The sequence below is a fragment of the Lachnoanaerobaculum umeaense genome, from assembly GCF_003589745.1.
Classification (GTDB): domain Bacteria; phylum Bacillota; class Clostridia; order Lachnospirales; family Lachnospiraceae; genus Lachnoanaerobaculum; species Lachnoanaerobaculum umeaense.
Map to the genome: position 1 here is coordinate 1,387,135 of NZ_CP032364.1, position 21,098 is coordinate 1,408,232.

At 33.4% G+C, this 21,098-nt stretch carries 19 protein-coding genes; 8 read left to right on the top strand and 11 right to left on the bottom strand.

The window, feature by feature from the left end:
* Position 1 precedes the first annotated feature (1 nt).
* From cbiB to D4A81_RS06295, 6 genes are all read left to right on the top strand, one after another.
* Positions 2 to 1,024 carry an adenosylcobinamide-phosphate synthase CbiB gene (gene cbiB / locus D4A81_RS06270; protein WP_111524867.1) on the top strand — a complete coding sequence of 341 codons (1,023 nt, stop codon included), beginning with the start codon at positions 2 to 4 and terminating at the stop codon, positions 1,022 to 1,024.
* Positions 1,009 to 1,770, top strand: coding sequence for a precorrin-4 C(11)-methyltransferase (gene cobM, locus D4A81_RS06275; RefSeq protein ID WP_111524866.1), 762 nt, complete (start codon positions 1,009 to 1,011; stop codon positions 1,768 to 1,770). The genes cbiB and cobM overlap by 16 nt, the downstream gene beginning before the upstream one ends.
* Complete coding sequence (locus D4A81_RS06280; protein WP_111524865.1) at positions 1,757 to 2,797, top strand: pyridoxal phosphate-dependent aminotransferase; 1,041 nt, start codon at positions 1,757 to 1,759, stop codon at positions 2,795 to 2,797. Before cobM ends, D4A81_RS06280 begins: the two co-directional genes overlap by 14 nt.
* The gene (locus tag D4A81_RS06285; protein ID WP_111524864.1) at positions 2,794 to 4,302 is read left to right on the top strand and encodes a cobyric acid synthase; all 1,509 of its coding nucleotides are present in this window, start codon (positions 2,794 to 2,796) and stop codon (positions 4,300 to 4,302) included. The genes D4A81_RS06280 and D4A81_RS06285 overlap by 4 nt, the downstream gene beginning before the upstream one ends.
* 12 nt (positions 4,303 to 4,314) lie before the next feature.
* Positions 4,315 to 4,968 (top strand): precorrin-8X methylmutase, encoded by a 654-nt coding sequence (locus D4A81_RS06290; protein WP_111524863.1) that lies wholly within the window; start codon positions 4,315 to 4,317, stop codon positions 4,966 to 4,968.
* A 149-nt stretch (positions 4,969 to 5,117) separates the two neighbouring features.
* Entirely contained in the window at positions 5,118 to 6,755 is a 1,638-nt protein-coding gene (locus tag D4A81_RS06295; protein WP_111524862.1) for a CAP domain-containing protein, read from the top strand.
* A gap of 189 nt (positions 6,756 to 6,944) precedes the next feature.
* On the opposite strand, the gene D4A81_RS06300 is transcribed toward D4A81_RS06295, so the two are convergent.
* The 7 genes from D4A81_RS06300 to D4A81_RS06330 are packed head-to-tail and all read right to left on the bottom strand — an operon-like array spanning position 6,945 to position 12,347.
* Positions 6,945 to 7,121, bottom strand: coding sequence for a DUF4250 domain-containing protein (locus D4A81_RS06300; protein WP_111524861.1), 177 nt, complete (start codon positions 7,119 to 7,121; stop codon positions 6,945 to 6,947).
* Position 7,122: 1 nt separating this feature from the next.
* Positions 7,123 to 7,851 (bottom strand): YebC/PmpR family DNA-binding transcriptional regulator, encoded by a 729-nt coding sequence (locus D4A81_RS06305; protein ID WP_111524860.1) that lies wholly within the window; start codon positions 7,849 to 7,851, stop codon positions 7,123 to 7,125.
* Between the two features lie 46 nt (positions 7,852 to 7,897).
* Positions 7,898 to 9,229, bottom strand: coding sequence for a hemolysin family protein (locus tag D4A81_RS06310; RefSeq protein ID WP_111524859.1), 1,332 nt, complete (start codon positions 9,227 to 9,229; stop codon positions 7,898 to 7,900).
* A gap of 39 nt (positions 9,230 to 9,268) precedes the next feature.
* A complete protein-coding gene (gene alr / locus D4A81_RS06315) occupies positions 9,269 to 10,447 on the bottom strand; it encodes an alanine racemase (RefSeq protein ID WP_111524858.1) in 1,179 nt (392 codons plus the stop codon).
* Complete coding sequence (locus tag D4A81_RS06320; RefSeq protein ID WP_111524857.1) at positions 10,434 to 11,312, bottom strand: NAD(P)H-hydrate dehydratase; 879 nt, start codon at positions 11,310 to 11,312, stop codon at positions 10,434 to 10,436. Before D4A81_RS06320 ends, alr begins: the two co-directional genes overlap by 14 nt.
* 17 nt (positions 11,313 to 11,329) lie before the next feature.
* A complete protein-coding gene (gene acpS / locus D4A81_RS06325) occupies positions 11,330 to 11,698 on the bottom strand; it encodes a holo-ACP synthase (RefSeq protein ID WP_111524856.1) in 369 nt (122 codons plus the stop codon).
* Positions 11,691 to 12,347 carry a redox-sensing transcriptional repressor Rex gene (locus D4A81_RS06330; protein ID WP_111524855.1) on the bottom strand — a complete coding sequence of 219 codons (657 nt, stop codon included), beginning with the start codon at positions 12,345 to 12,347 and terminating at the stop codon, positions 11,691 to 11,693. The genes acpS and D4A81_RS06330 overlap by 8 nt, the downstream gene beginning before the upstream one ends.
* Positions 12,348 to 12,677: 330 nt before the next feature.
* Here D4A81_RS06330 and D4A81_RS06335 point away from each other — a divergent pair, with 330 nt between their 5' ends.
* The gene (locus D4A81_RS06335) at positions 12,678 to 14,606 is read left to right on the top strand and encodes an ABC-F family ATP-binding cassette domain-containing protein (protein WP_111524854.1); all 1,929 of its coding nucleotides are present in this window, start codon (positions 12,678 to 12,680) and stop codon (positions 14,604 to 14,606) included.
* A gap of 1 nt (position 14,607) precedes the next feature.
* Entirely contained in the window at positions 14,608 to 14,817 is a 210-nt protein-coding gene (locus D4A81_RS06340; protein ID WP_172621795.1) for a cell division protein DIVIC, read from the top strand.
* 69 nt (positions 14,818 to 14,886) lie between these two features.
* Here D4A81_RS06340 and D4A81_RS06345 read toward each other — a convergent pair whose 3' ends face one another.
* The 4 genes from D4A81_RS06345 to D4A81_RS06355 form a co-directional block, all read right to left on the bottom strand.
* Positions 14,887 to 15,579, bottom strand: a complete 693-nt coding sequence (locus D4A81_RS06345) for a hypothetical protein (RefSeq protein ID WP_111524853.1) — start codon at positions 15,577 to 15,579, stop codon at positions 14,887 to 14,889.
* A 232-nt stretch (positions 15,580 to 15,811) separates the two neighbouring features.
* Positions 15,812 to 15,967: a hypothetical protein gene (locus D4A81_RS13135; protein ID WP_162902555.1), complete on the bottom strand. Its 156-nt coding sequence runs from the start codon at positions 15,965 to 15,967 to the stop codon at positions 15,812 to 15,814.
* Between the two features lie 70 nt (positions 15,968 to 16,037).
* Positions 16,038 to 18,599, bottom strand: coding sequence for a protein kinase domain-containing protein (locus tag D4A81_RS06350; protein ID WP_111524852.1), 2,562 nt, complete (start codon positions 18,597 to 18,599; stop codon positions 16,038 to 16,040).
* A gap of 28 nt (positions 18,600 to 18,627) precedes the next feature.
* Positions 18,628 to 20,961, bottom strand: a complete 2,334-nt coding sequence (locus D4A81_RS06355) for a protein kinase domain-containing protein (protein ID WP_111524851.1) — start codon at positions 20,959 to 20,961, stop codon at positions 18,628 to 18,630.
* Positions 20,962 to 21,098: the final 137 nt, after the last annotated feature.

Consider the following 21,098-nt stretch of genomic DNA (forward strand, 5'->3'; position numbering starts at 1 on the left):
AATGATTCATTATTTTGCATTTGTTTGTGGTTTTATATTAGATTTCTTTTTTAGAGATATTCATAAACTTCCACATCTTGTAAGATTTATTGGAAGCAGTATTTCAGGTCTTGAATTTTTTTTAAGAAAAGCTTTTAAATCAAGACTAGGACAATTATTCTCAGGTTTTCTTATTGTAATTTTCAATATTTTAATTTGGGGATTTTTGGCATATTTTATTGATATATTTATATACAGAATAAATTATATTTTGGGCTTCATAATCGAAACTTTTCTATTCTTTCAAATATTTGCAAAGGCTTCTTTAAAATATGAAAGTATGAAAGTATATAATGCCTTAAAGTTTGGAGATATAGACAGCTCAAGAAAAGCTCTTTCTATGATTGTCGGAAGAGATACTGAAAATTTGGATTTTGAACAAATTACAAAAGCTGTTATAGAAACTGTAGCTGAAAATATGTCTGACGGTATTGTAGCACCTTGGCTTTACGCTACTTTGGGAAGTGTTATATCTCTTTTTTATAATATGGAGTTTTTATGGCTGATTTTAGTATTACCTGTTATATATAAAACTATAAATACAATGGATTCTATGATAGGATACAAAAGTGAAAAGTATATTTATATAGGAAAGACGGCAGCCAGACTTGATGATATTGTAAATTTTTTGCCGGCACGATTCTCAGCATTTACACTGCTTTTTGTGATATTCTTTATTTCTATAGTAAAATCTGAATTCAAAATATTTACAAAATCTGTAAAAGCTTTTTGTAAATATAGATATATTCACTCCAGTCCAAATGCAGGTCAAACTGAGAGTGTTATTGCCGGTTTTTTTGATACAAAGTTACTTGGTGATGCTTTTTACTTTGGTAAACTGGTAAAAAAGAGAAGTATTGGAGATGGTCAGACAAAGGTAAATACCGAGGATATCATAGTTATAAACAATATTACATATCTGGCCTATGTAGTATTACTGATAATTAATTTAATAATTGGGGGCATAGCATGCTTTATTTTATAGGTGCAGGTGCAGGAGATCCGGAGCTTTTAACTATTAAAGGTAAAAGAATAATTGACAGCTCTGATGTTATCATTTATACAGGTTCTCTTGTAAACAAGGATTTATTCAATGATATAAAAAAAAGTGCAGAACTTATTAATTCTGCTTATCTAAATTTGGATGAAGTATTAAAAATTATATTTGAATCAAATGAAAAGGGACTAAGCATAGCCAGAGTACATACCGGTGACCCGTCTATGTATGGAGCTATAAGAGAACAGATGGTGGCTCTTGATATGGCAGGTATTGAATATGAGGTGATACCGGGAGTAAGCTCTGTCTTTGCCGGTGCAGCTGCATTAAAGAGAGAATTTACTTTGCCGGGTATTACACAAACTCTAATACTAACTAGAATGGCAGGGAGAACTCCTGTGCCGGAATCCGAAAGTATTGAAAATCTTGCAAAAATACAGGCAAGTATGGCTATATTCTTAAGTATTGCAAGTATTGATGAACTTACTAAGAAGTTGATGACCTCATATTCTGAGGACACTCCGGCAGCTGTAGTATATAAGGCCAGTTGGGAAGATCAAAAAATTATAATATCTACACTTAAAAATATTGCAAAAGAAGTAAAAGAAGCAGATATCAATAAAACTGCTCTTGTATATGTAGGCAGATTTCTGGCAGATGAATTTGAATTAAGTAAGCTTTATGATAAAAACTTCAGCCATGAGTTTAGAGAGGCAAAAAATGCATGGAGGTAGAATTTTAGAATATTCTAAAGATGGTAAAAACCTTATTGACTTTTCTGCAAGTATAAATCCGTATGGACTTGATAATAATCTAAAAGAGATATTAAAAGAGTCTATTTCACTTCTGATTCATTATCCTAATGAAAATTTTGATGAGATAAAGGCATTAATAAGTCAAAAACATGGTGTAGATAAATACAGTATATATATTGGGAATGGTGCCAACAGTATTATTTTTAGATTATTCCAAACCTTCGGTAAAGGGATTAATATCTGTATACCTGTACCAAGTTTTGAATCCTATAGGTTAGCAGCTGAATCAGTAGATGGCAATATTATATACTATAATATGCCAAATTTTAAGATAAAAGAAGATATATTTGATATATTATCTGATGATATTGATGTTTTAGTACTTACAAATCCAAACAATCCAACAGGTTTTATGGTGGATGATTCGCTTTTATGTAGAATAATCGGACATTGTAGATCAAGGAATATATTTGTATTACTGGATGAATGTTTTTTAGAGTTCCTTGTGGACGGTGAAAAGAGCTCACAAATAAAAAATTTACTTGCTTTTAATAATATAGCAATGCTTAGATCCCTTACTAAGCTATATGCTTTTCCGGGACTGCGTTTTGGATATTTGATTACAAATAATTCACATATTATAAGAAAATTAGAAAAACTTACGCCATCATGGGATATAAATACTCTGGCACTTGTGGCTGCCAAATATTCACTTTCTCAAAATATGGTGAATGTGATTGATGGAATTCAAGAAGAAAAGAGTATTTTAGAGATAAATCTGAGGTCTATAGGAATAACAGTTTTTCCATCTTTGGCTAATTTTATACTTTGTAAATATAATAAAAATTTATCAGATGATTTGTTAAAGGAAGGAATTATAGTAAGAGATTGTTCAGACTTTATTGGACTTGATAATACATATTTTAGAGTTGGAGTCCGTACAAAAGCTGAAAACTTGATACTGTTTGAGGCAATCAAAAAGCTTGTAAAGGAGCAAAATATATGACAAAGGTTGTAATGGTACAAGGCACTATGTCAAACTCAGGAAAGAGTTTTTTAGTGGCCGGACTATGCAGAATGTTTAAAAGAATGGGCTATAAAGTGGCTCCTTTCAAATCTCAGAACATGGCTCTCAATTCTTTTATTACTGAAGATGGTATGGAAATTGGTAGAGCTCAAGTGATGCAGGCTGAAGCTGCCGGCATAAAACCATCTGTAGAGATGAATCCAATTCTTCTAAAACCTACATCAAATACCGGAAGTCAAGTTGTTTTAAATGGCAAAGTATATGCAAATATGAATGCCTCCGAGTACTACAAAAATAAGAAAGCATTTATTCCATATATACTTCAGGCATATAATAAGCTTTGTGATCAATATGATATCATAGTTATAGAGGGTGCAGGATCCCCTGCAGAAATAAACTTAAATGAAAATGATATTGTAAATATGGGCTTGGCAAAGCTTGTAAATGCACCTGTTATTTTAGTTGCCGATATAGACAGAGGTGGTGTATTTGCATCTATCTACGGTACGGTAGCATTGATGGATAATGATGCCAAAAGTAGAATCAAAGGTATTGTTATAAATAAGTTTAGAGGTGATAAGAATCTTCTAATACCGGGATTTGAGATGCTTGCAGAACATTTTAATAAAATAAATGTTGATATACCTATTTTAGGTGTAATTCCTATGACTCAAATAGATATAGATGATGAGGATAGTTTATCAGAGAAGCTTGATACATCTAAAGTTGATTTTTGTACAGATAAAATAAATATTTCAGTAATAAGATTTCCGCATATTTCGAATTTTACAGACTTCAATCCACTTGGTAGGAGAAGGGATGTAATTTTAAAATACATTTCATCTCCAAAAGAAATGGATAATGCTGATCTGGTTATATTGCCCGGTACAAAGAATACTCTATATGATCTTAGATGGCTTAAGAGCATGGGTTTTAACTATGATAATCTTTCTAAAAAGAATATTATCGGAATATGTGGCGGTTTTCAAATGCTTGGAAATAATCTGATTGATAAGTTTGAAGTAGAGGAGGGGGGATCTGAAACCGGACTTAGTCTTTTAAACTTCAATACTATATTTGCAAAAGAAAAAACCACAAGACAGATACGGACTAAAATAATAAATTTTCCTGATTTTATGGATAATTTTGATATTCCACCTATAAGCGGTTATGAAATACATATGGGCAGCACTACAAATGCTTCTGAGCTATATTTTACACAATCTGATATTACTGATAATTGCGGCTTTGTAAATATGAATGTACTTGGAACATATATACATGGTATATTTGAAAATGATGATTTTGTTGATGCTCTTATATCCGGTTTAGTAAAAAAGAGTAATAAAAAAGTCATATTGGAAGAAAATATAAATGACTTTGATGTATATAAACAATTACAATACGATAAGCTGGCAGACTTAGTGGAAGAGTCTTTGGATATAAATAAATTATTTAATATTTTAGATACCCAAAATATATAGAAAAGGAGTTTTATGTTACAGATAAGACCTGAAGACATAGAGAGAAAAAGTTTTGAAATCATTACATCACAGATGGATAAAGGCAGACTTGAATTTTATACAGAGGATGAACTTTTAGTTGTAAAAAGGACTATCCATACCACTGCCGATTTTGATTATCAGAATAATGTTATTTTTCAAAATAATGCATTAGATAATTTGAAAGATTGCATCAGATCAGGTGCTATGATTTTTACAGACACTAATATGGCATTAAGTGGAATAAATAAAAGAATATTAACATCTAAATTTGGTATAGAGCCACTTTGTCTAATTGCCGAAGAAAGAACAATTGCTTTGGCCAAGAAAAATTCTACTACCAGAGCCAGTGCAGCTATTGATTTGGCTTATCAGATACATGAAGAAAAACTATTAAGTGATGGACAAAAACTTCCAATAATATTTGCAGTGGGCAATGCACCAACAGCACTTATAAGAATTCACGAACTTTTGGATAAATATAAACCTGATTTTATTATTGCAGCTCCTGTTGGTTTTGTAAATGTAATAGAAGCTAAAAATCTTATAAAGCAAAGCAATATTCCTTCAATAATATGTGATGGAAATAAAGGTGGTAGCAATGTATGTGCAGCTATAATAAATGCTGCATTATTGCAGCTTGCTTAATATTTTTATCATATATTACATATATTGTATGATTAATTATATAATAGAACAAATTATATGATACTAATTTACATTTATTGACTTTTATATGCTTTGCATAATATAATTTTAACGAAATATTAAAGATACTTATATAGGAGGTATAAGCAGTGAAAAAAATAATGTCCTTATGTGCAATTGGTTTTGCATTGGCCGGTTTTGCAAGTGTGGAGGTATCAGCACAAACATCTTTTGTTTGGGCTACTTCATCAAATGCTAAAATGGCTGAGTTTAGATCTGAATCCGATATTAGATCTTATCTGGCCGCACATCCATTTGATGTTACTAAGGCTGATACATGGAATATTAGACCTGATTATAAAAATAATATAGCAGGTGAGCTCTCAGATGCTTCAAGACAGAATGCATTAAATACTTTAAATGTTATGAGATATATTGCAGGACTGGAAGAAGTCAGCTATGACATTAATACTGAAAAGTATGCACAGGCTTCATCAACTCTAATGGTTGGAATTGGTGGTATTACACACCATCCTGAAAGAAAATCAGGGGTATCAGATGAATTATATAATTTAGGTTCACATGGAGCAAGTCATTCAAATCTTGCTACAGGGTATGACACTCTTTCAGAAGCTATAATATATGGCTGGATGAATGATGGTAGCCCCAATAATATTGCATCTGTAGGTCACAGAAGATGGGCATTATCCCCAGGACTTGAAAAGACATCATTTGGAATCGCCATTGCTCCGGATACAATAGAATATACCTCTATGTACTGTATATATACAGGAACTGATTTATGGAATTCATTCTTTGGTACACCAAGTGGTAGTGGGTCTAGCGTAGATTTCCTTACATGGCCTGCAGCTACAATGCCGGTAGAATATATGTATGGTCCATGGTCAATCAGCCTTAACAGTGATTATTATATTGCAAATAAAAATGATGTAAATGTCACATTAACAAATTTAAATACCAATAAGTCTTATTTCTTTGATAAGAATGATAATAGTTATACAGGTGAGTTCTTTAATGTAAGTTATGAAAATATTGGCACATTGAATTACAATATTGTTTTTGATGCAAAATTAAAATTCAATGCCGGAGATAAGTACAAAGTACGTATAGAAGGACTAAAAGACAGATCAGGAAATACATATAACCCTATTGAGTATACTGTTGATTTCTTTAGTCTGTATGGTGGTAAGCAATTCGGTAGACCTGGATTAGAGGTTAAAAAAGACGGTAGTATAGTTGTACATACATCATCAAAAGGTAAAAGTGGTGGTGGTTCAGGAGGTTCCGGTGGAGGTTCAGGCAAATCAGGTGGTTCCGGAGGTTCCGGTGGAGGCTCAGCAAAAGCTAGATTTACATGGGGATTTTTAGATACTACAAATAATAGTTCAACAAATGGTAGATGGTTTGAGTTAAGCAGCGGTGGCTGGGGCTATTATTTGAATAATGAGATAGTTAATAATAACTGGGTAAAGGATAATGGACACTGGTTTTATATAAATGATAATTCCAAGTTGGTTGAAAATAGCTGGCTAAAAGTAAATAATAGTTGGTTCTACGCTAAAGGAGGCGGTTATATAGCTGAGAATGAGTGGTTATTCTCAAATAATAAATGGTATTACGCACAGGCAGGAGGATATATTGCGGCAAATCAATGGCTTCTTCTAAATGGAAAGTGGTATTGTTTTGATTCCAATTGTGCATTATATGTAAATACAACAACACCTGACGGTTATAGGGTAGACCAAAACGGAGCTTGGATTCAATAATATATGTGTTATAAGGAGTTACCATATGGTAGCTCCTATATTTAACTATAATAATTATTCGTTAAACTTGAGTTTTGCGAATAGTTATATACTTATAAATAAACTATTAGAAATTCATATATAGCACTCTTTTCGCTTATATAAGGCTTTTAAATAAAAAAAATGCAGAGAATAATCTCTGCACTATACTTATACAAATTGATTTCTAACTTCGTCATAATGATAATCTATCACTGAAAGTCTTTCTTTTATTATTTCCATACTCAAACCATTTTCCTTACAAAGATCATCTAATGAAGAATTATAATCTCTAAGCTTTGTATTTATAAATGATAATAATATAATCGGATCCTTTGGTAATGTCATATTATTCATCCCAGCTATGATATACATTCTGTACATCATCTTCGGCATCTAAAAGATCCAAAATACGATTCATCTTCTTGATATCTTCTTCATCAGAAAGTGTTACCCAGTTCTGTGGAATCATTGTAACCTCAGCATTTACCATAGGTATATTCAGCTTTTCAAGTCCTTCTCTAACATCTGAGAAGTTATCCGGATCTGTAAGTATCTCATAACTGTCTTCTTCATCATTGAAATCTTCAGCACCAAGATCAAGTGCAGTCATCATTAGTTCATCAGCATCCATATCACATTCTTCCTTATCTATAAGGATTTGACCTCTTTTATCAAACATGAATGATACACATCCAGGAGTTCCGATATTTCCACCACCCTTAGTAAAAGCAGCTCTAACATTTGCTGCAGTTCTGTTCTTATTGTCTGTTAAAGTTTCGACAATAATTGCAACTCCGTTTGGTCCATAACCCTCATATGTATTCTGCTCATAATTTACAGAATTTACATCTCCGGCTGCCTTTTTGATACCTCTTTCAATTGTATCATTTGGTACATTATTAGCTTTTGCCTTTGCAATAACATCTCTAAGTTTTGAATTATTGTTTGGGTCCGGTCCACCCTCTTTTACGGCAACTGCTATCTCTCTACCTATTACAGTAAAGATTTTTCCCTTTGCAGCATCATTTTTCTCTTTTTTATGTTTAATATTTGCAAATTTTGAATGTCCTGACATAATATCTCCTTTATCTACTAATCCAAGAATATATTTTATACTGAAATTAATTTGCTGTCAATTCATCCTCTTTTAATTTTGTTACCTTAATGGTATTGATCATTTTATTCGATACATACAATGCCTTAAATTCATATCCATGCATTATAATATCAAATTTCTCATTATCCTCAGGTATTCTATCAAGTTCGGATATCATAAGACCATTTATGGTATCAAAATTTTCCAACTCCTCTTCATCAAATTTTATATCAAGTATATCCTCTATATCTGATAATGGAGTCATCCCTTTCATTATAAATGAACCATTTGAAAGCTCTTTTACAAGCTCTTCGTCTTCGTCATATTCATCCATTATATTTCCGACAATCTCTTCAAGTATATCTTCCATGGTAACAATACCTGATGTTTGACCATATTCATCCACTACTACTACCATATGATTTTTCTGAGATTGCATTTCTTTGAATAATGTATCAAGACCTTTATTCTCAGGAACAAATGTAATTGGCCTAAGAATATTTGGAATGTCCTTAATTGCAGTATTTTGATAATTTGTTGTATTTTCACATATCAGGGCATCCTTCATATTTAGAATACCCATAATATTATCAATATTCTCATCATAAACAGGATATCTGGAGTTTTTACCTGATGACAGCATAAAGTCAATGGCAGTTTGTAAGCTATCCTCTCCATTTATAAATACAACATTTTTTCTATGAGTCATTACATCTCTAGCCTGCTTATCATTAAGTTCAAAGATATTGGTAATCATCTCAGCTTCCGAACCCTCAAAAATCCCCTGTTCATGTCCTTCATTTACCATACTCATTATATCTTCTTCACTTACAGTATCGGGTTGAGCTTTTATATCTACTCCAAAAATCTTAAGTATAATATATGAAATACAATCTACAATATAAATAATTGGTATCAGCAAAAAAATCAATGCACTTGAAATATTCATAAAAATACAGGCACTCTCTTTTGCCGACTTTTTTGCTAACTTGTTTGGTATAGATATTCCAAAAATAACAAAGAAAATACAAAACAACAATAGAACAATAAAAATAGAAATAGCTATTGATATTGTCTCCGGTAGTAAGTTTGATAATAAATCCCTTATACCGTAGGTAAAAGATCTTACAAAGAACCATCCTATAAAAATTCCCGATAAGACATTTATTATATACATACAATACAGCACTCTATCAGAGTTTTCTAAATAATATTTTAGCCTTTCACCACTCTTGTCCTCGCCAATATCTGAACTGTTCAGCTCATTGATAGCCGAATTGAAAGAGTGAATCGAAAAATTAATAAATAATACAACTATAAAAATAATAATTAATAATGCCGAATGAGCATCGTCCATGAAAATCTCCTATTATCTGATATATCACAAGTAATACTATTATATCATAGTGTATAAATCCCTTGTGTAATCTTTTTTTCCAACATATTCACCATTTAAATAGTAAAGCCTTGGTACTCTTTTATTTATGCCACAAACAAATTCATAGGAAAATGTATTAGAATCCTTTGTAAGTTCATCAACAGTAATTCTACCATTGTCACTTTCACCAAGAATTACAACCCTATCTCCTATCTTTGCATCTGTAACATTACTGATATCTACTATTGTCTGATCCATACAAATCCTACCCAAAATCTTGCACTTTTTACCATGAATCAATACGTAGCCCCTATTGCTCAAATCCCTTGGATACCCATCTGCATACCCAAATGAAATTGTAGCAATATCCATATCTTTTTCTGCTGTAAATGTGGCACCGTAACTTACACATTCACCTGCTTTGATTTGCTTTATATAAGTAATAATAGAGTAAATACTTAAAGCAGGTCTATAATCAAAATTTTCAAGATTCACATCACTTGAAGGTGCGATTCCGTACATAGTAATGCCACAACGAACCATATCAAATCCTGTTCCAATACCATTTACAACGGCAGCAGAATTTGAAGCATGTGTTATTTTTGGATTGACTCCCATATCATGCAGCATATTCAAAAAGTCTGAAAATAACTCCTCCTGCTTTAGTGCTGAGGTGAGGTCTTTCTCATCAGCACTATGAAAATGAGTGAATATACCCTCTATATCTATATTCTCCATTTCATTTATTTCTTTTATAATTTCAGCACTTTCCTTTGTCGGCTTGAATCCTATTCTATTCATTCCTGTATCTATCGCAATATGAATAGACATTTTCTTATCCATTTGCCTTGCTTCTTCATTTATCTTCTTAGCCTGTTCTAATGTAAAAACTGATTCTCTTATATCAAATACTATTGATTCCTTATAACTGTTTCTTGGAATACATGCTAATATCAGAATTGGCTTTGTAATGCCATGATATCTTAGATTAACACCTTCTTCCAGTGTTGCAACGCAAAAAAAATCGACAATATCTTTTATATATAATGATACCGGTACACTTCCATGCCCATAACCGTCAGCCTTAACAATAGCAGCTAGCTTCATATCTTTCTTTAAAGCTTGTTTTGTCACCATCAAATTATGCTTTATAGCATCTAAATCTACCTTAGCATAAGCTCGTCTATATGAGTCCATCTCTCTTCCTTCTACTTAGCACTTCTCCTATATTCTCAATAATCTCTCTTGCTATAATACTATGCTCCCCATGCTTTTTACCGGCGAGAGTACCTGCCATTCCATGTATAAATACTCCTAATGCTACAGCCATATCATCATCTATACCAAGACAGAACATGCCTGCAATTATACCACAAAGTACATCTCCACTTCCAGCTTTTGCCATTGCTGCACTTCCTGATTTGTTAATAAAAGTATCTTCCTTTGCAGCTATTACACTTTGATGAGATTTTAAAACTACTGTAATACCATATTTACCGGCATATTCCTCAGCATATTTTATAGGCTCAGATAGTATTTCTTCTATTGAAGATTTCACAAGTCTAGACATTTCTCCAATATGAGGTGTAATAATAATATTGTCAGTATAATACTTTGTGAGTAAAGGTTCAGCCGCAATAATATTCAATGCATCAGCATCTATTATCATAGGAACATAGCACTCAGATAATACATATTCGACTATAATTTTGGCATAATAATCAGTGGAAAGCCCCGGACCTAGTACCACTACACTGGACCAGTCAAGGCATTGCTTCATCTTACTTATAAAGCCTTCCTTGTTTTCATATGCCTCTCTTTCATCATATGTTGTAATTATAGCCTCAGGCAAAAGGGTTTGCAAAATTGTTCTGTTCTTACTTACAGTAAATATTCTGACCAATCCTGCTCCTGAACGATATGCTGCCATCGCACTTAAAAAAGCTGCACCGCTCATACCATTGCTGCCGGCAATAACCAACACATGTCCATAGCTACCCTTATTTGCATTCTTTATCCTGTCAGGTATATATTTTAATGCAGTTTCATCAAGAATTCTCATTTCCCCTTCTCCACATATTAGTCTGATTCTATTACTACTGTTGAAATAGCCAATGTTTTAGTATTGCTTATAGATACATGGACCTTTGCTTCATCAATGTCCTTTAAATGAATATTAGATATATTACATATTTTTATAAAGGGCTTTCCATATTCATCTCTAAGTACTTCAAGATCCTTTAATCCAATTCCTCTAAAGCCAAGTCCAAGCGCTTTTACAAAAGCCTCCTTTGTGGCGAAATTACCCGCCAGAAAACTATCTCTATTTCCGGCTTCAGCCATATTAATTTCAATGTCACTAAAAGCCTTTTTTAAGAAAAAATCTTTTTTTATTGCATTTGATATTCTATCTATTTCAACTATATCAGTACCGATTCCCTTAATCATACTTACCTTCAAAAGGTGGTGCATCTATATTGCTAACTCTATATGAGAGTCTCATTAAAGATTCTGATAGATGTACATTCTCCACTACAACATCATAAGGCACTATAAGGTCTGTATGTGCAAAATTCCAAATAGCCTTTATACCTGATTTTGTAAGCCTTTCTGCAATCTCCAGTGCTCTGGTCTTAGGTATTGTAAGTGCTGCTATCTGTATATCGTTTTCAGAAATAAATTTCTCAAGATTATCCAAAGAATATACTCTAGCACCACGTATAGTCTTACCAAATAAATTCGGATCCACGTCAAACATAGCCTTTATAAGAAATCCTCTTCTCTCAAAGTTTGCATAGTTTGCAATAGCCTGTCCTAAATGACCGGCACCTATTATAATAACATTATGTTGACGGTCTATACCAAGTATTTTAGCAATCTCATTGTATAGATATCTTACATTATATCCATAACCTTGCTGTCCAAATCCACCAAAATTATTTAAATCCTGCCTAATCTGTGAAGCAGTAACCTTCATTCTCTCACTAAGCTCCTTTGAGGATATTCTCTCAACACCCTCTTCTGAAAGCTCACCTAGATATCTATAGTATCTTGGCAGCCTAGATATAACCGCTCTTGATATTTTTCTCTCTTCCATAATTGTTCCATTCAAACATTAAGCTTTATACTTATCAATGTTTGATACAGATGCCAAATCTCTATGCATCTGTATGATCCTTCCTAATATTCTCAGCAATTCTCTTTGTTAAGAATTCTACAATTAGTATATTATTTATTATTATAAATGTCAATACAGAGATATATGGTAATAATTATATAATATATCAATAAAAAAACTGCTTAGAATAGTCAGTATTATAGCTTCTAAATCAAAAAAGAAGGACAAGGATTTATACTGTTTTCCTTGCATTCAAATACATATTTACGATATACTTATGTAAATTATAAGACTAAGGAGGCAAGTTTTTTGATTTTAAATGCCACGAATATCTCAAAGTCATTTGGAAGCAATGAGATAATAAAAGAAGCAAATTTTTTAGTCAATGAACATGAAAAAGTTGCTATTGTAGGTGTAAATGGTGCTGGAAAAACTACACTTTTAAAAATACTTACAGGAGAAGAAGCTTCAGATAGCGGTAGTGTTACACTTGCAAAGGATGCAAAACTCGGATATTTACGACAGATCAATAATGTTGATTCTACATTAAGTATTATAAATGAATTATACACTGTTATAGAGCCAATATTAAATATGGAAAAAAGAATGTTGGAGATGCAAGAACAAATGCAACACCTAACCGGTAAAGCTTTAGAGGAATTATACTCTTCTTATACCGCCCTTACACATACTTATGAACTTTTAGACGGATATGCAGCAAAGAGTAAAGTCGTAGGTATATTAAAGGGTTTGGGTTTTGATGAAAATGATTTTGAAAGAAAAATAAATACTCTGTCAGGAGGGCAAAAGACTAGAGTTTTTCTTGCTAAACTCCTACTTGAAGAACCTGATATTATTTTACTTGATGAACCTACAAACCATTTAGATCTAAGAAGTATAGAGTGGCTTGAGTCATATCTTCTAAATTATAAAGGTGCTGTGATAATAGTATCTCATGACAGATATTTTCTCGATAAAATAGTAAGTAAGGTTATAGATATTGAAAATTCTACGGTTCAAATGTATTTAGGCAATTACTCTGATTTCTCTGAAAAAAAGCAGATGCTTATGGATGCAAAGCTGAAAGAATACCTAAATCAGCAGCAGGAAATAAAGCATCAAGAGGCTGTTATAAGCAAGTTGAAGCAGTTCAATAGAGAAAAATCTATAAAGAGAGCTGAAAGCAGGCAGAAACAGCTTGAAAAAATCGAAAAAGTTGAAGCTCCACAAACACATATTGAGAATATGAGATTATCATTAAATATTTCAAAAGAAAGTGGTAAGGATGTACTTTCTGTACACAATCTTTCAAAGAGCTTTGATGAAAAGAATCTATTCTCTGATATCGACTTTGAAATCAAAAGGGGTGAAAGAGTAGCTATTATAGGTGACAATGGTACAGGTAAGACTACTCTGCTCAAAATAATAAATGGACTTCTCTCTCCTGATACCGGTGAAGTTATCTATGGCTCTAATGTATCTATTGCATACTATGATCAGGAGCATCAAGTACTACATATGGATAAGACATTATTTGATGAAATATCGGATACCTATCCTGAGATGACCAATACACAAATACGTAATATATTGGCAGCTTTTCTTTTTACCGGTGAGGATGTGTATAAGAAAATAGGTGATTTATCCGGTGGCGAAAGAGGTAGAGTATCTTTAGTAAAGCTTATGCTATCAAAAGCTAATTTTCTACTTCTGGATGAGCCTACAAACCACTTGGATATACTCAGTAAAGATGTACTTGAAAGTGCACTTAACAGCTTTCCCGGCACTGTATGTTATGTTTCACATGACAGATATTTTATTAATAAAACAGCTACTAGAATACTGGATCTTACCGGTAACAGATTGCTCAATTATATAGGTAATTATGATTACTATATTGAAAAGAGACAGGCTGTTGAAGACGCTGCAAATCTCACATCTAGTGCCGTAGAAGAAAAGCCGGTCGAAATATCGGATTCAAAACAGGAGTGGATATATAATAAAACAGCACAGGCACAAAAGAAAAAAATCAAAAATGCTTTGAATAAATGTGAAAAAGAAATAGAAAAACTGGAAGAGAGATTGGGGATTATTGATGAGGAATTTTTAAATCCTGAGATTTCTTCAAATGTTGGTAAACTTATTGAACTGCAAAAAGAGAAAACTTCTCTTGAAGAAAAATTGGATGCTTTAATGCAGGAATGGGAAGAGCTGACATTGCGCATGGAGGAGGATTGATATGAAAATGAAAAGATTTTTGGCTATAGTAATCTTGCTCATACTTGTTATTAGCTTAATTGGTACAATTTATGTGGCGATCTTTACAAGTAATATAAGGCTTTTATTTGTCTTTTTATTTATAGACATTGTAATTCCTGTAGTGATATATGCATACCTTATTATAACTAAGCATATAAGAAATTTAAATAAAAGAGATGATGATAAGTAAAAAAGACCCGGGTTTGGACAAAGCCCGGGCCTTTTATTATACTCCAATATATCAGACAATCAAAAATTTTTATTCATCATTGGTATTTGCTTCTTCGTCTTCTTTTGCTCTTTCTTTTTTGCTATCAAGTTCATATTTACTAAGACTTGTTACCCACTCATCATCCTTATCACCGGTCTCTTTTGCTTTTGCAATAGTTTTAGCTGTTCTATATCTTATAACTCCTGTATCGTCATATCTTATATCTACAACTTCACCATTTGATTTTGTCTCAGTTGTTTTTTTGTTCTTGTATAATTCTCCAGTTGAAGGGTCAGCATAATATGATAACTTATTATCAAGGAAATCGCTACCAAGTTCAAACTTTCCAGTTACCATAGAACCGTCTTCCCTCATATAATATCTTTTTGATCCTATATCTAACCAATGTGTGTGCATCTTACCTCCATTGGCAGGATCAAGATAATACCATTTATTGTTTTCATTCAGCCATCCTGTTTTCTTTGAACCATCCGGCTGGAAATAATACCATCCATAGCTATTATAATTGGTATACTGCCAACCTGTTACCATGTATCCTGCGTCATTGAAGCAGTAATCAACACCGTCAATATTACGGATTCCTGATTTTGCATATGAATTGTCTGAATATGCATAGTACCAGCCAATATCATCCTTTACCCAACCTGCAGCATATGTAGTAAAACTACATGCCAATGCCAACACAAATGTTGTAATTGCAACTAAAATTTTTCTTTTCATACTTTATTTCCTTTCTTCTATAGGTTATTTTACCTACATATTTGTAGGAGTATTACTACTCCCTCATGTTCATTGATATTTTCTTCTTATCATATTATACCATGAAACATAGAAAAATTTCATATGTTTATTCTAAATAAGATTTTATATCATCTGAATTAAAGTCCAAAGGTAGAAAATGACTTAGATATATCAAGTTCTATAATTGTGGTAGTTTGATTTTTGCATTCATCTAAGATCTCTTAGATGCTATTAAAAATCCAATACCTGACAGTAATGCTGACATTGCTCCAACAATACATGCAATTCCAATATCTCCAAACATCATTCCGCCCATTACAATACCTATTATACCCAAAATAATAAGCAAAATACCAATTACCTTCATAAAAATCCTCCTTATTTACTATAAGTGGTACTAAATCACCACATTTTTAATAACTCTAATATACAGATCTTTAATCTTCTGTATAATAAAATTCTGTATATTGTTCGTCACCGTTTTCATCTATATAGAATCCTGCGGTATAATATACTTCTTTCTCCTCGCTGCTTTCTACATCTTCGTCATAAGATTTTTTCTTCTTATCTTTTTTCTTCTTCTTATCTTTCTTCTTCTTGCCCTCTGTACTTTCCTCTCCCTCTGCGGTCTCTTCTTCCTCTGCCTGAGTACGCTCTATGTACCTTGGCCTTACAGCAGTTGGCATATCTGCAGGTTCACTTGGTTGCGAACCAATCTCCTTTGATTGAGAACTTTCAGGTGTCGGTGGATCTGCCGGTATTGCAGCTTGAGTTGGTGGCTGTGTTTGAGTTGACTGCGTCTCCCTAGCTCTTGTAGTCTCAGGTGGGGCAGTTTTAGTTTCTACTTTTGCCTTAGTTGTCTCAGTTGTAGTTGAAGCACCTACACTTTCATAATTTGTAGTGGGGACATTCGGATCTATTCCATTATTTACAACTAATGTAACATTATCCCCACTGTGTAAAATAGTACCCAAAGGTAATTCAGCACCATCTCCCCCTATTACTCTTATTATACTATTAGCTTTGACATAAGGATCAAACTCATATTGAGTTGAAACCGTAACACTGGCAGACATTAAAATATTTTGAATTTCAGCTAAGTCTCTACCCCTATAATTGTCAGTTGCAAAAGGCTTTATACCATCATAGACATATACATGTAAGAGTTTACTTTTGTTATTAGCACTTTCATCAGTATATTCTTTAATGATACTCCCCCTTGAAATATTATCAGGAACATCTATATTCACTTCCTGATAATCCTGCTCTTTATCATTATATTCATCTACTCGAATATACTTATTATTTATAACATCTTTAAGTACAAATACCGGTGACAAATAGATAGAATAGTTGCTGTAAAAATATCTTTGAGCATCTGGAAGTTCTTGTAAGCTTACGGAGATACTTTCAGGAATATCGGTAGCAGTATTATCTGCAAGATATACGCTTTTATCATATCCGTCTGCATTATAGTATAATGTAATACTATCTCCATACCCACTCTTAATAGTTTCACTGTAAGGATCATGAGACTGACCTAATACTGCACCAGGCAGTATTGTAGAAGTATCACCGGTATACGGCTCTGCTATAACATTTTTGTACAATTTTCCGGCAATCTTTTCAGCCTCATCCAAACGCATTCCTACCAAATTTGGAATAAGCATCGGTCTGCTTCCCGCACTTACAATAACATTAATTTCTGTATCTCTAGGTACAGTAGTACCTGCATTTTTATCCTGAGATATTACCCTTCCTTCAATATACTCATCATCATATTTAACCTCATCAGTTATAATACTAAGATCATCATTATCCTTTATACTTTCGTAATCCTGATTGACAAAATTTGGTACAGTAACCTCCGTAGCACCCAATATTTTATCTATTCCAAGTCTTGGTGCTACATTTATTGTAAGAACAGCCAACAATGCCAAAGATATTACGCCGGCCCCCACTCCTATACATACCTTTAAAGGCATCGGCATACTTCCTGAAGTATCTTTAGCTGCTGTTTTCTTTCTTTCCTTGACCTCAGCATCATTTAACTCTTCTTCAAACTCATCCATAGTAGGAGTTCTGTCCTCTATATTGACCATAAGAGCATTCATTATTGCTGTATCCATAGACTTAGAAATATTTACGCCTAACAACTGTGAAGGATGCTTTAACATGTCTTTGACGCTTCTCTCCATGGCATCCTCAGGAGTAATTCCTGTGATCATTTTGTAGAATGTCGCAGCCAAAGCATATACATCTGTATGCGGTCCCTGATCGCCTCTACTTCTATACTGCTCTTCAGGTGCATATCCGGGCTTTATGATAACCGACAAGCTCTTTGAATGCTTTGTCGTAGCATATCTTGCAGCACCAAAGTCAATTACTTTTATCTCGCCATTTTTCAGTACAAAGATATTGTCAGGTGCTATATCTCTATGAATAATACCTTCTCTATGAACTATCTTCATAGCAGATATAACTTTTATAACTATACCATATGCATCTTGAACAGGCATTTTTCCTTCCCTGTTTAGTTTATCTTTTAGAGACTCGCCATCCAAATACTCCATAACTATGTACACAGTATTATTGGCTTGGAAACAGTCAAAAATATGAACTATATTAGGAACTGAACTAAACTTACTCAGTCTTTTAGCTTCCTCTTCAATTTTTATAAGGCCTTCTTTAAACTGTTCCTCTCTATCACCTGAAAATACTGTTACTGTTTTTTGTTCAGGCATTCTGGTAGAGAACTCTCCGGGCATGTATTCCTTTATGGCAACCCTTTGTTCAAGTACCTTGTCATAAGCAATATATGTTATTCCAAAGCCTCCAAATCCAAGTACCTTTCCTATAATATACTTATTATTCAGTATGGTACCGGGCGTCAGATGATAAGCTTCTTTTGGAGGTGTACCATAGACATAACCACAGAATGGACAAACTTCATATCTGGCATCATATTCCTGCATACAACCCATGCACAGCCTTTTCATTTTTCACCTCCTATATCTATCATACTAATTATTGATCCACAAGATCATCCACAACATCTGGTGCTATTGTAGCTTGAGTTTCCCTTTGTGTTGGATTTGCTGTCTGTGGCGGTGCTGTTGTAGTTGGTGGCTGTGTAGGTGCTGCTGTAGTTGGTGCACTTGTTGCAGCTTGAGTTTCTCTTGTAGTATTTGATTCTTTTACAGTCTCCTGACTTGCTTTTGAAGTACTGGTTACATTTTGAGTAGGCTTTGTGGAACTGTTATTTTGCGGTTGAGTAGTATTTGGTACGCTACCATCCTGTGGTGCTTCACCTGTATTTACTATTAATGTTACACTATCACCCTCATGTAAGAGCATACCCTGTACTAAAGCTTCACCACTAGCATACTTCTGCTCTATAATGCTATCCTTCGCCACTGATGGATCATAGCTATACTCAACATTTACATTTATACCATAGGTTAAAAACTTACTTTGTACATCAGCAAATGCACTTCCTCTATAGTCATCAACTTTAAACGGTATAATACCGTCATATACATATACCTGAAGTATTTTATCTATATTTTTACCATCTACTGTATCTATTGCAAGTATTTTACCCTTTTCTGCATCTGTACTAAGTCCTGCTATTTCCTTTTTTTCATCACTTGAAAGTACATACTTATCTCCATCTTTTAATACATACACAGGTGATAGGAAGATAGCATTTTGATCATAATAGCTTTTTTGTATTTCCCAAAAATCTTTATTTTTTACATCAGCTTCATCCGGTACAGTAGTAGAAGTTTTATCTACAGTATAATTTTCTAAGTCAAAACCATTTGCATTATAGGTCAATACAATACTATCTCCATCTCCGGGAATAACAGTACCACTATATGCTTCTATAGATTGTGATACCACTGTTCCGGGTGGGTATGCTGACATATCATCTGTTGATGCCACCACTTCTACATTTTTGTACATTGATTTAAATATATTTTGTGCCTCATCTATACGCATTCCAACTGCATTTGGAATAATCATAGGCTCTTTACCTGAACTTATAGTAACAAATATTGTTGAACCTGTAGTTATAGTAGTTCCCGGAGCAGGATCCTGAGTTATAATCTTACCTAACAATATATCATCACTAGGTTTTTTACCATTATCAACAACATTAATATATTTAATATTATTTTCTCTTGCATTGTCAAAGTCCTGATTTATAAGATTGGGTGCGGGTATCTCCTTTTCACCAAAAATAGCCTCTGATATCAACTTAGGAGCGAAATTCATTGAAAATACAGTTATTGTTGATACAGCCACTATAGCTACACCAACAAGTATTCCAATCTTTACAGAAAGTGGAATCTTTCCTGACCTATCCTTAGCAGCAGTCTTTTTTCTTTCCTTGACTTCAGCATTATTTAGCTCCTCCTCAAACTCATCCATAGTAGGGGTTCTGTCCTCTATATTGACCATAAGAGCATTCATTATAGCTGTATCCATAGGCTTAGAAATCTCTATCCCAAGTTTTGATGGACGCTTCAGCATATCCTTGACACTTCTCTCCATAGCATCTTCCGGAGTGATTCCGGTAATCATTTTGTAGAATGTAGCAGCCAATGCGTATACATCTGTATGTGGACCTTGATCACCTCTACTTCTATACTGTTCTTCTGGTGCATATCCGGGCTTTATGATAACTGATAGACTCTTTGAATGCTTTGTAGTAGCATATCTTGCAGCACCGAAGTCAATAACCTTAATATCCCCATTTTTTAGTACAAAGATATTGTCAGGTGCTATATCTCTATGAATAATACCTTCTTTGTGTACCTTTTTCATGGCAGCTATAACCTTCATTACAATATCAAAGGCTTCTTGAACCGGCATATTGCCTTCTCTATTCAGTTTTTCTTTAAGGGTCTCACCATCCAGATACTCCATAACAATATACACTGTATTATTTGCTTGGAAGCAGTCATATATATGTACTATATTCGGCACTGAACTGAACTTACTTAGTTTTTTGGCTTCAAGTTCTATTTTCATCAGGCCTTCTTTAAACTGTTCCTCTCTATCACCTGAGAATACAGTTACAGTTTTTTGCTCCGGCATTCTGGTGGAGAATTCACCAGGCATATACTCTTTGATAGCCACTCTTTGCTCAAGTATTTTATCATAGGCAATATATGTAATTCCGAAGCCTCCAAATCCAAGTACTTTTCCTATAATATATTTATCATTTAAAATAGTACCCGGTGTCATATGATAGGCTTCTTGAGGCGGTGTACCATGAGCATATCCACAAAAAGGACAGATGTCATATTGTTCATCATACTCCTGCATACATCCCATACACAGTCTTTTCATTAAAATTTTTCCTCCATTATTTTGGAACCCCACTTATTTACCCGGAAAAGGTTCTACAGTCTCAGTTGCCTTTGCTATTTCAACACTTTTAGACTTGCTTACCTCTGTTGGTTAATTACTATTATCGTCAGACACAG

Coding starts and splice junctions, on each gene's coding strand:
- D4A81_RS06285 (WP_111524864.1), top strand. CDS start 2,794: ATGACAAAGGTTGTAATGGTACAAGGCACTATGTCAAACTCAGGAAAG.
- D4A81_RS06340 (WP_172621795.1), top strand. CDS start 14,608: ATGAAAATGAAAAGATTTTTGGCTATAGTAATCTTGCTCATACTTGTT.
- D4A81_RS06280 (WP_111524865.1), top strand. CDS start 1,757: ATGCATGGAGGTAGAATTTTAGAATATTCTAAAGATGGTAAAAACCTT.
- acpS (WP_111524856.1), bottom strand. CDS start 11,698: ATGATTAAGGGAATCGGTACTGATATAGTTGAAATAGATAGAATATCA.
- cobM (WP_111524866.1), top strand. CDS start 1,009: ATGCTTTATTTTATAGGTGCAGGTGCAGGAGATCCGGAGCTTTTAACT.
- D4A81_RS06305 (WP_111524860.1), bottom strand. CDS start 7,851: ATGTCAGGACATTCAAAATTTGCAAATATTAAACATAAAAAAGAGAAA.
- alr (WP_111524858.1), bottom strand. CDS start 10,447: ATGGACTCATATAGACGAGCTTATGCTAAGGTAGATTTAGATGCTATA.
- D4A81_RS13135 (WP_162902555.1), bottom strand. CDS start 15,967: ATGAAGGTAATTGGTATTTTGCTTATTATTTTGGGTATAATAGGTATT.
- D4A81_RS06355 (WP_111524851.1), bottom strand. CDS start 20,961: ATGAAAAGACTGTGTATGGGATGTATGCAGGAGTATGATGAACAATAT.
- cbiB (WP_111524867.1), top strand. CDS start 2: ATGATTCATTATTTTGCATTTGTTTGTGGTTTTATATTAGATTTCTTT.
- D4A81_RS06310 (WP_111524859.1), bottom strand. CDS start 9,229: ATGGACGATGCTCATTCGGCATTATTAATTATTATTTTTATAGTTGTA.
- D4A81_RS06290 (WP_111524863.1), top strand. CDS start 4,315: ATGTTACAGATAAGACCTGAAGACATAGAGAGAAAAAGTTTTGAAATC.
- D4A81_RS06345 (WP_111524853.1), bottom strand. CDS start 15,579: ATGAAAAGAAAAATTTTAGTTGCAATTACAACATTTGTGTTGGCATTG.
- D4A81_RS06300 (WP_111524861.1), bottom strand. CDS start 7,121: ATGACATTACCAAAGGATCCGATTATATTATTATCATTTATAAATACA.
- D4A81_RS06330 (WP_111524855.1), bottom strand. CDS start 12,347: ATGGAAGAGAGAAAAATATCAAGAGCGGTTATATCTAGGCTGCCAAGA.
- D4A81_RS06350 (WP_111524852.1), bottom strand. CDS start 18,599: ATGAAAAGGCTGTGCATGGGTTGTATGCAGGAATATGATGCCAGATAT.
- D4A81_RS06320 (WP_111524857.1), bottom strand. CDS start 11,312: ATGAGAATTCTTGATGAAACTGCATTAAAATATATACCTGACAGGATA.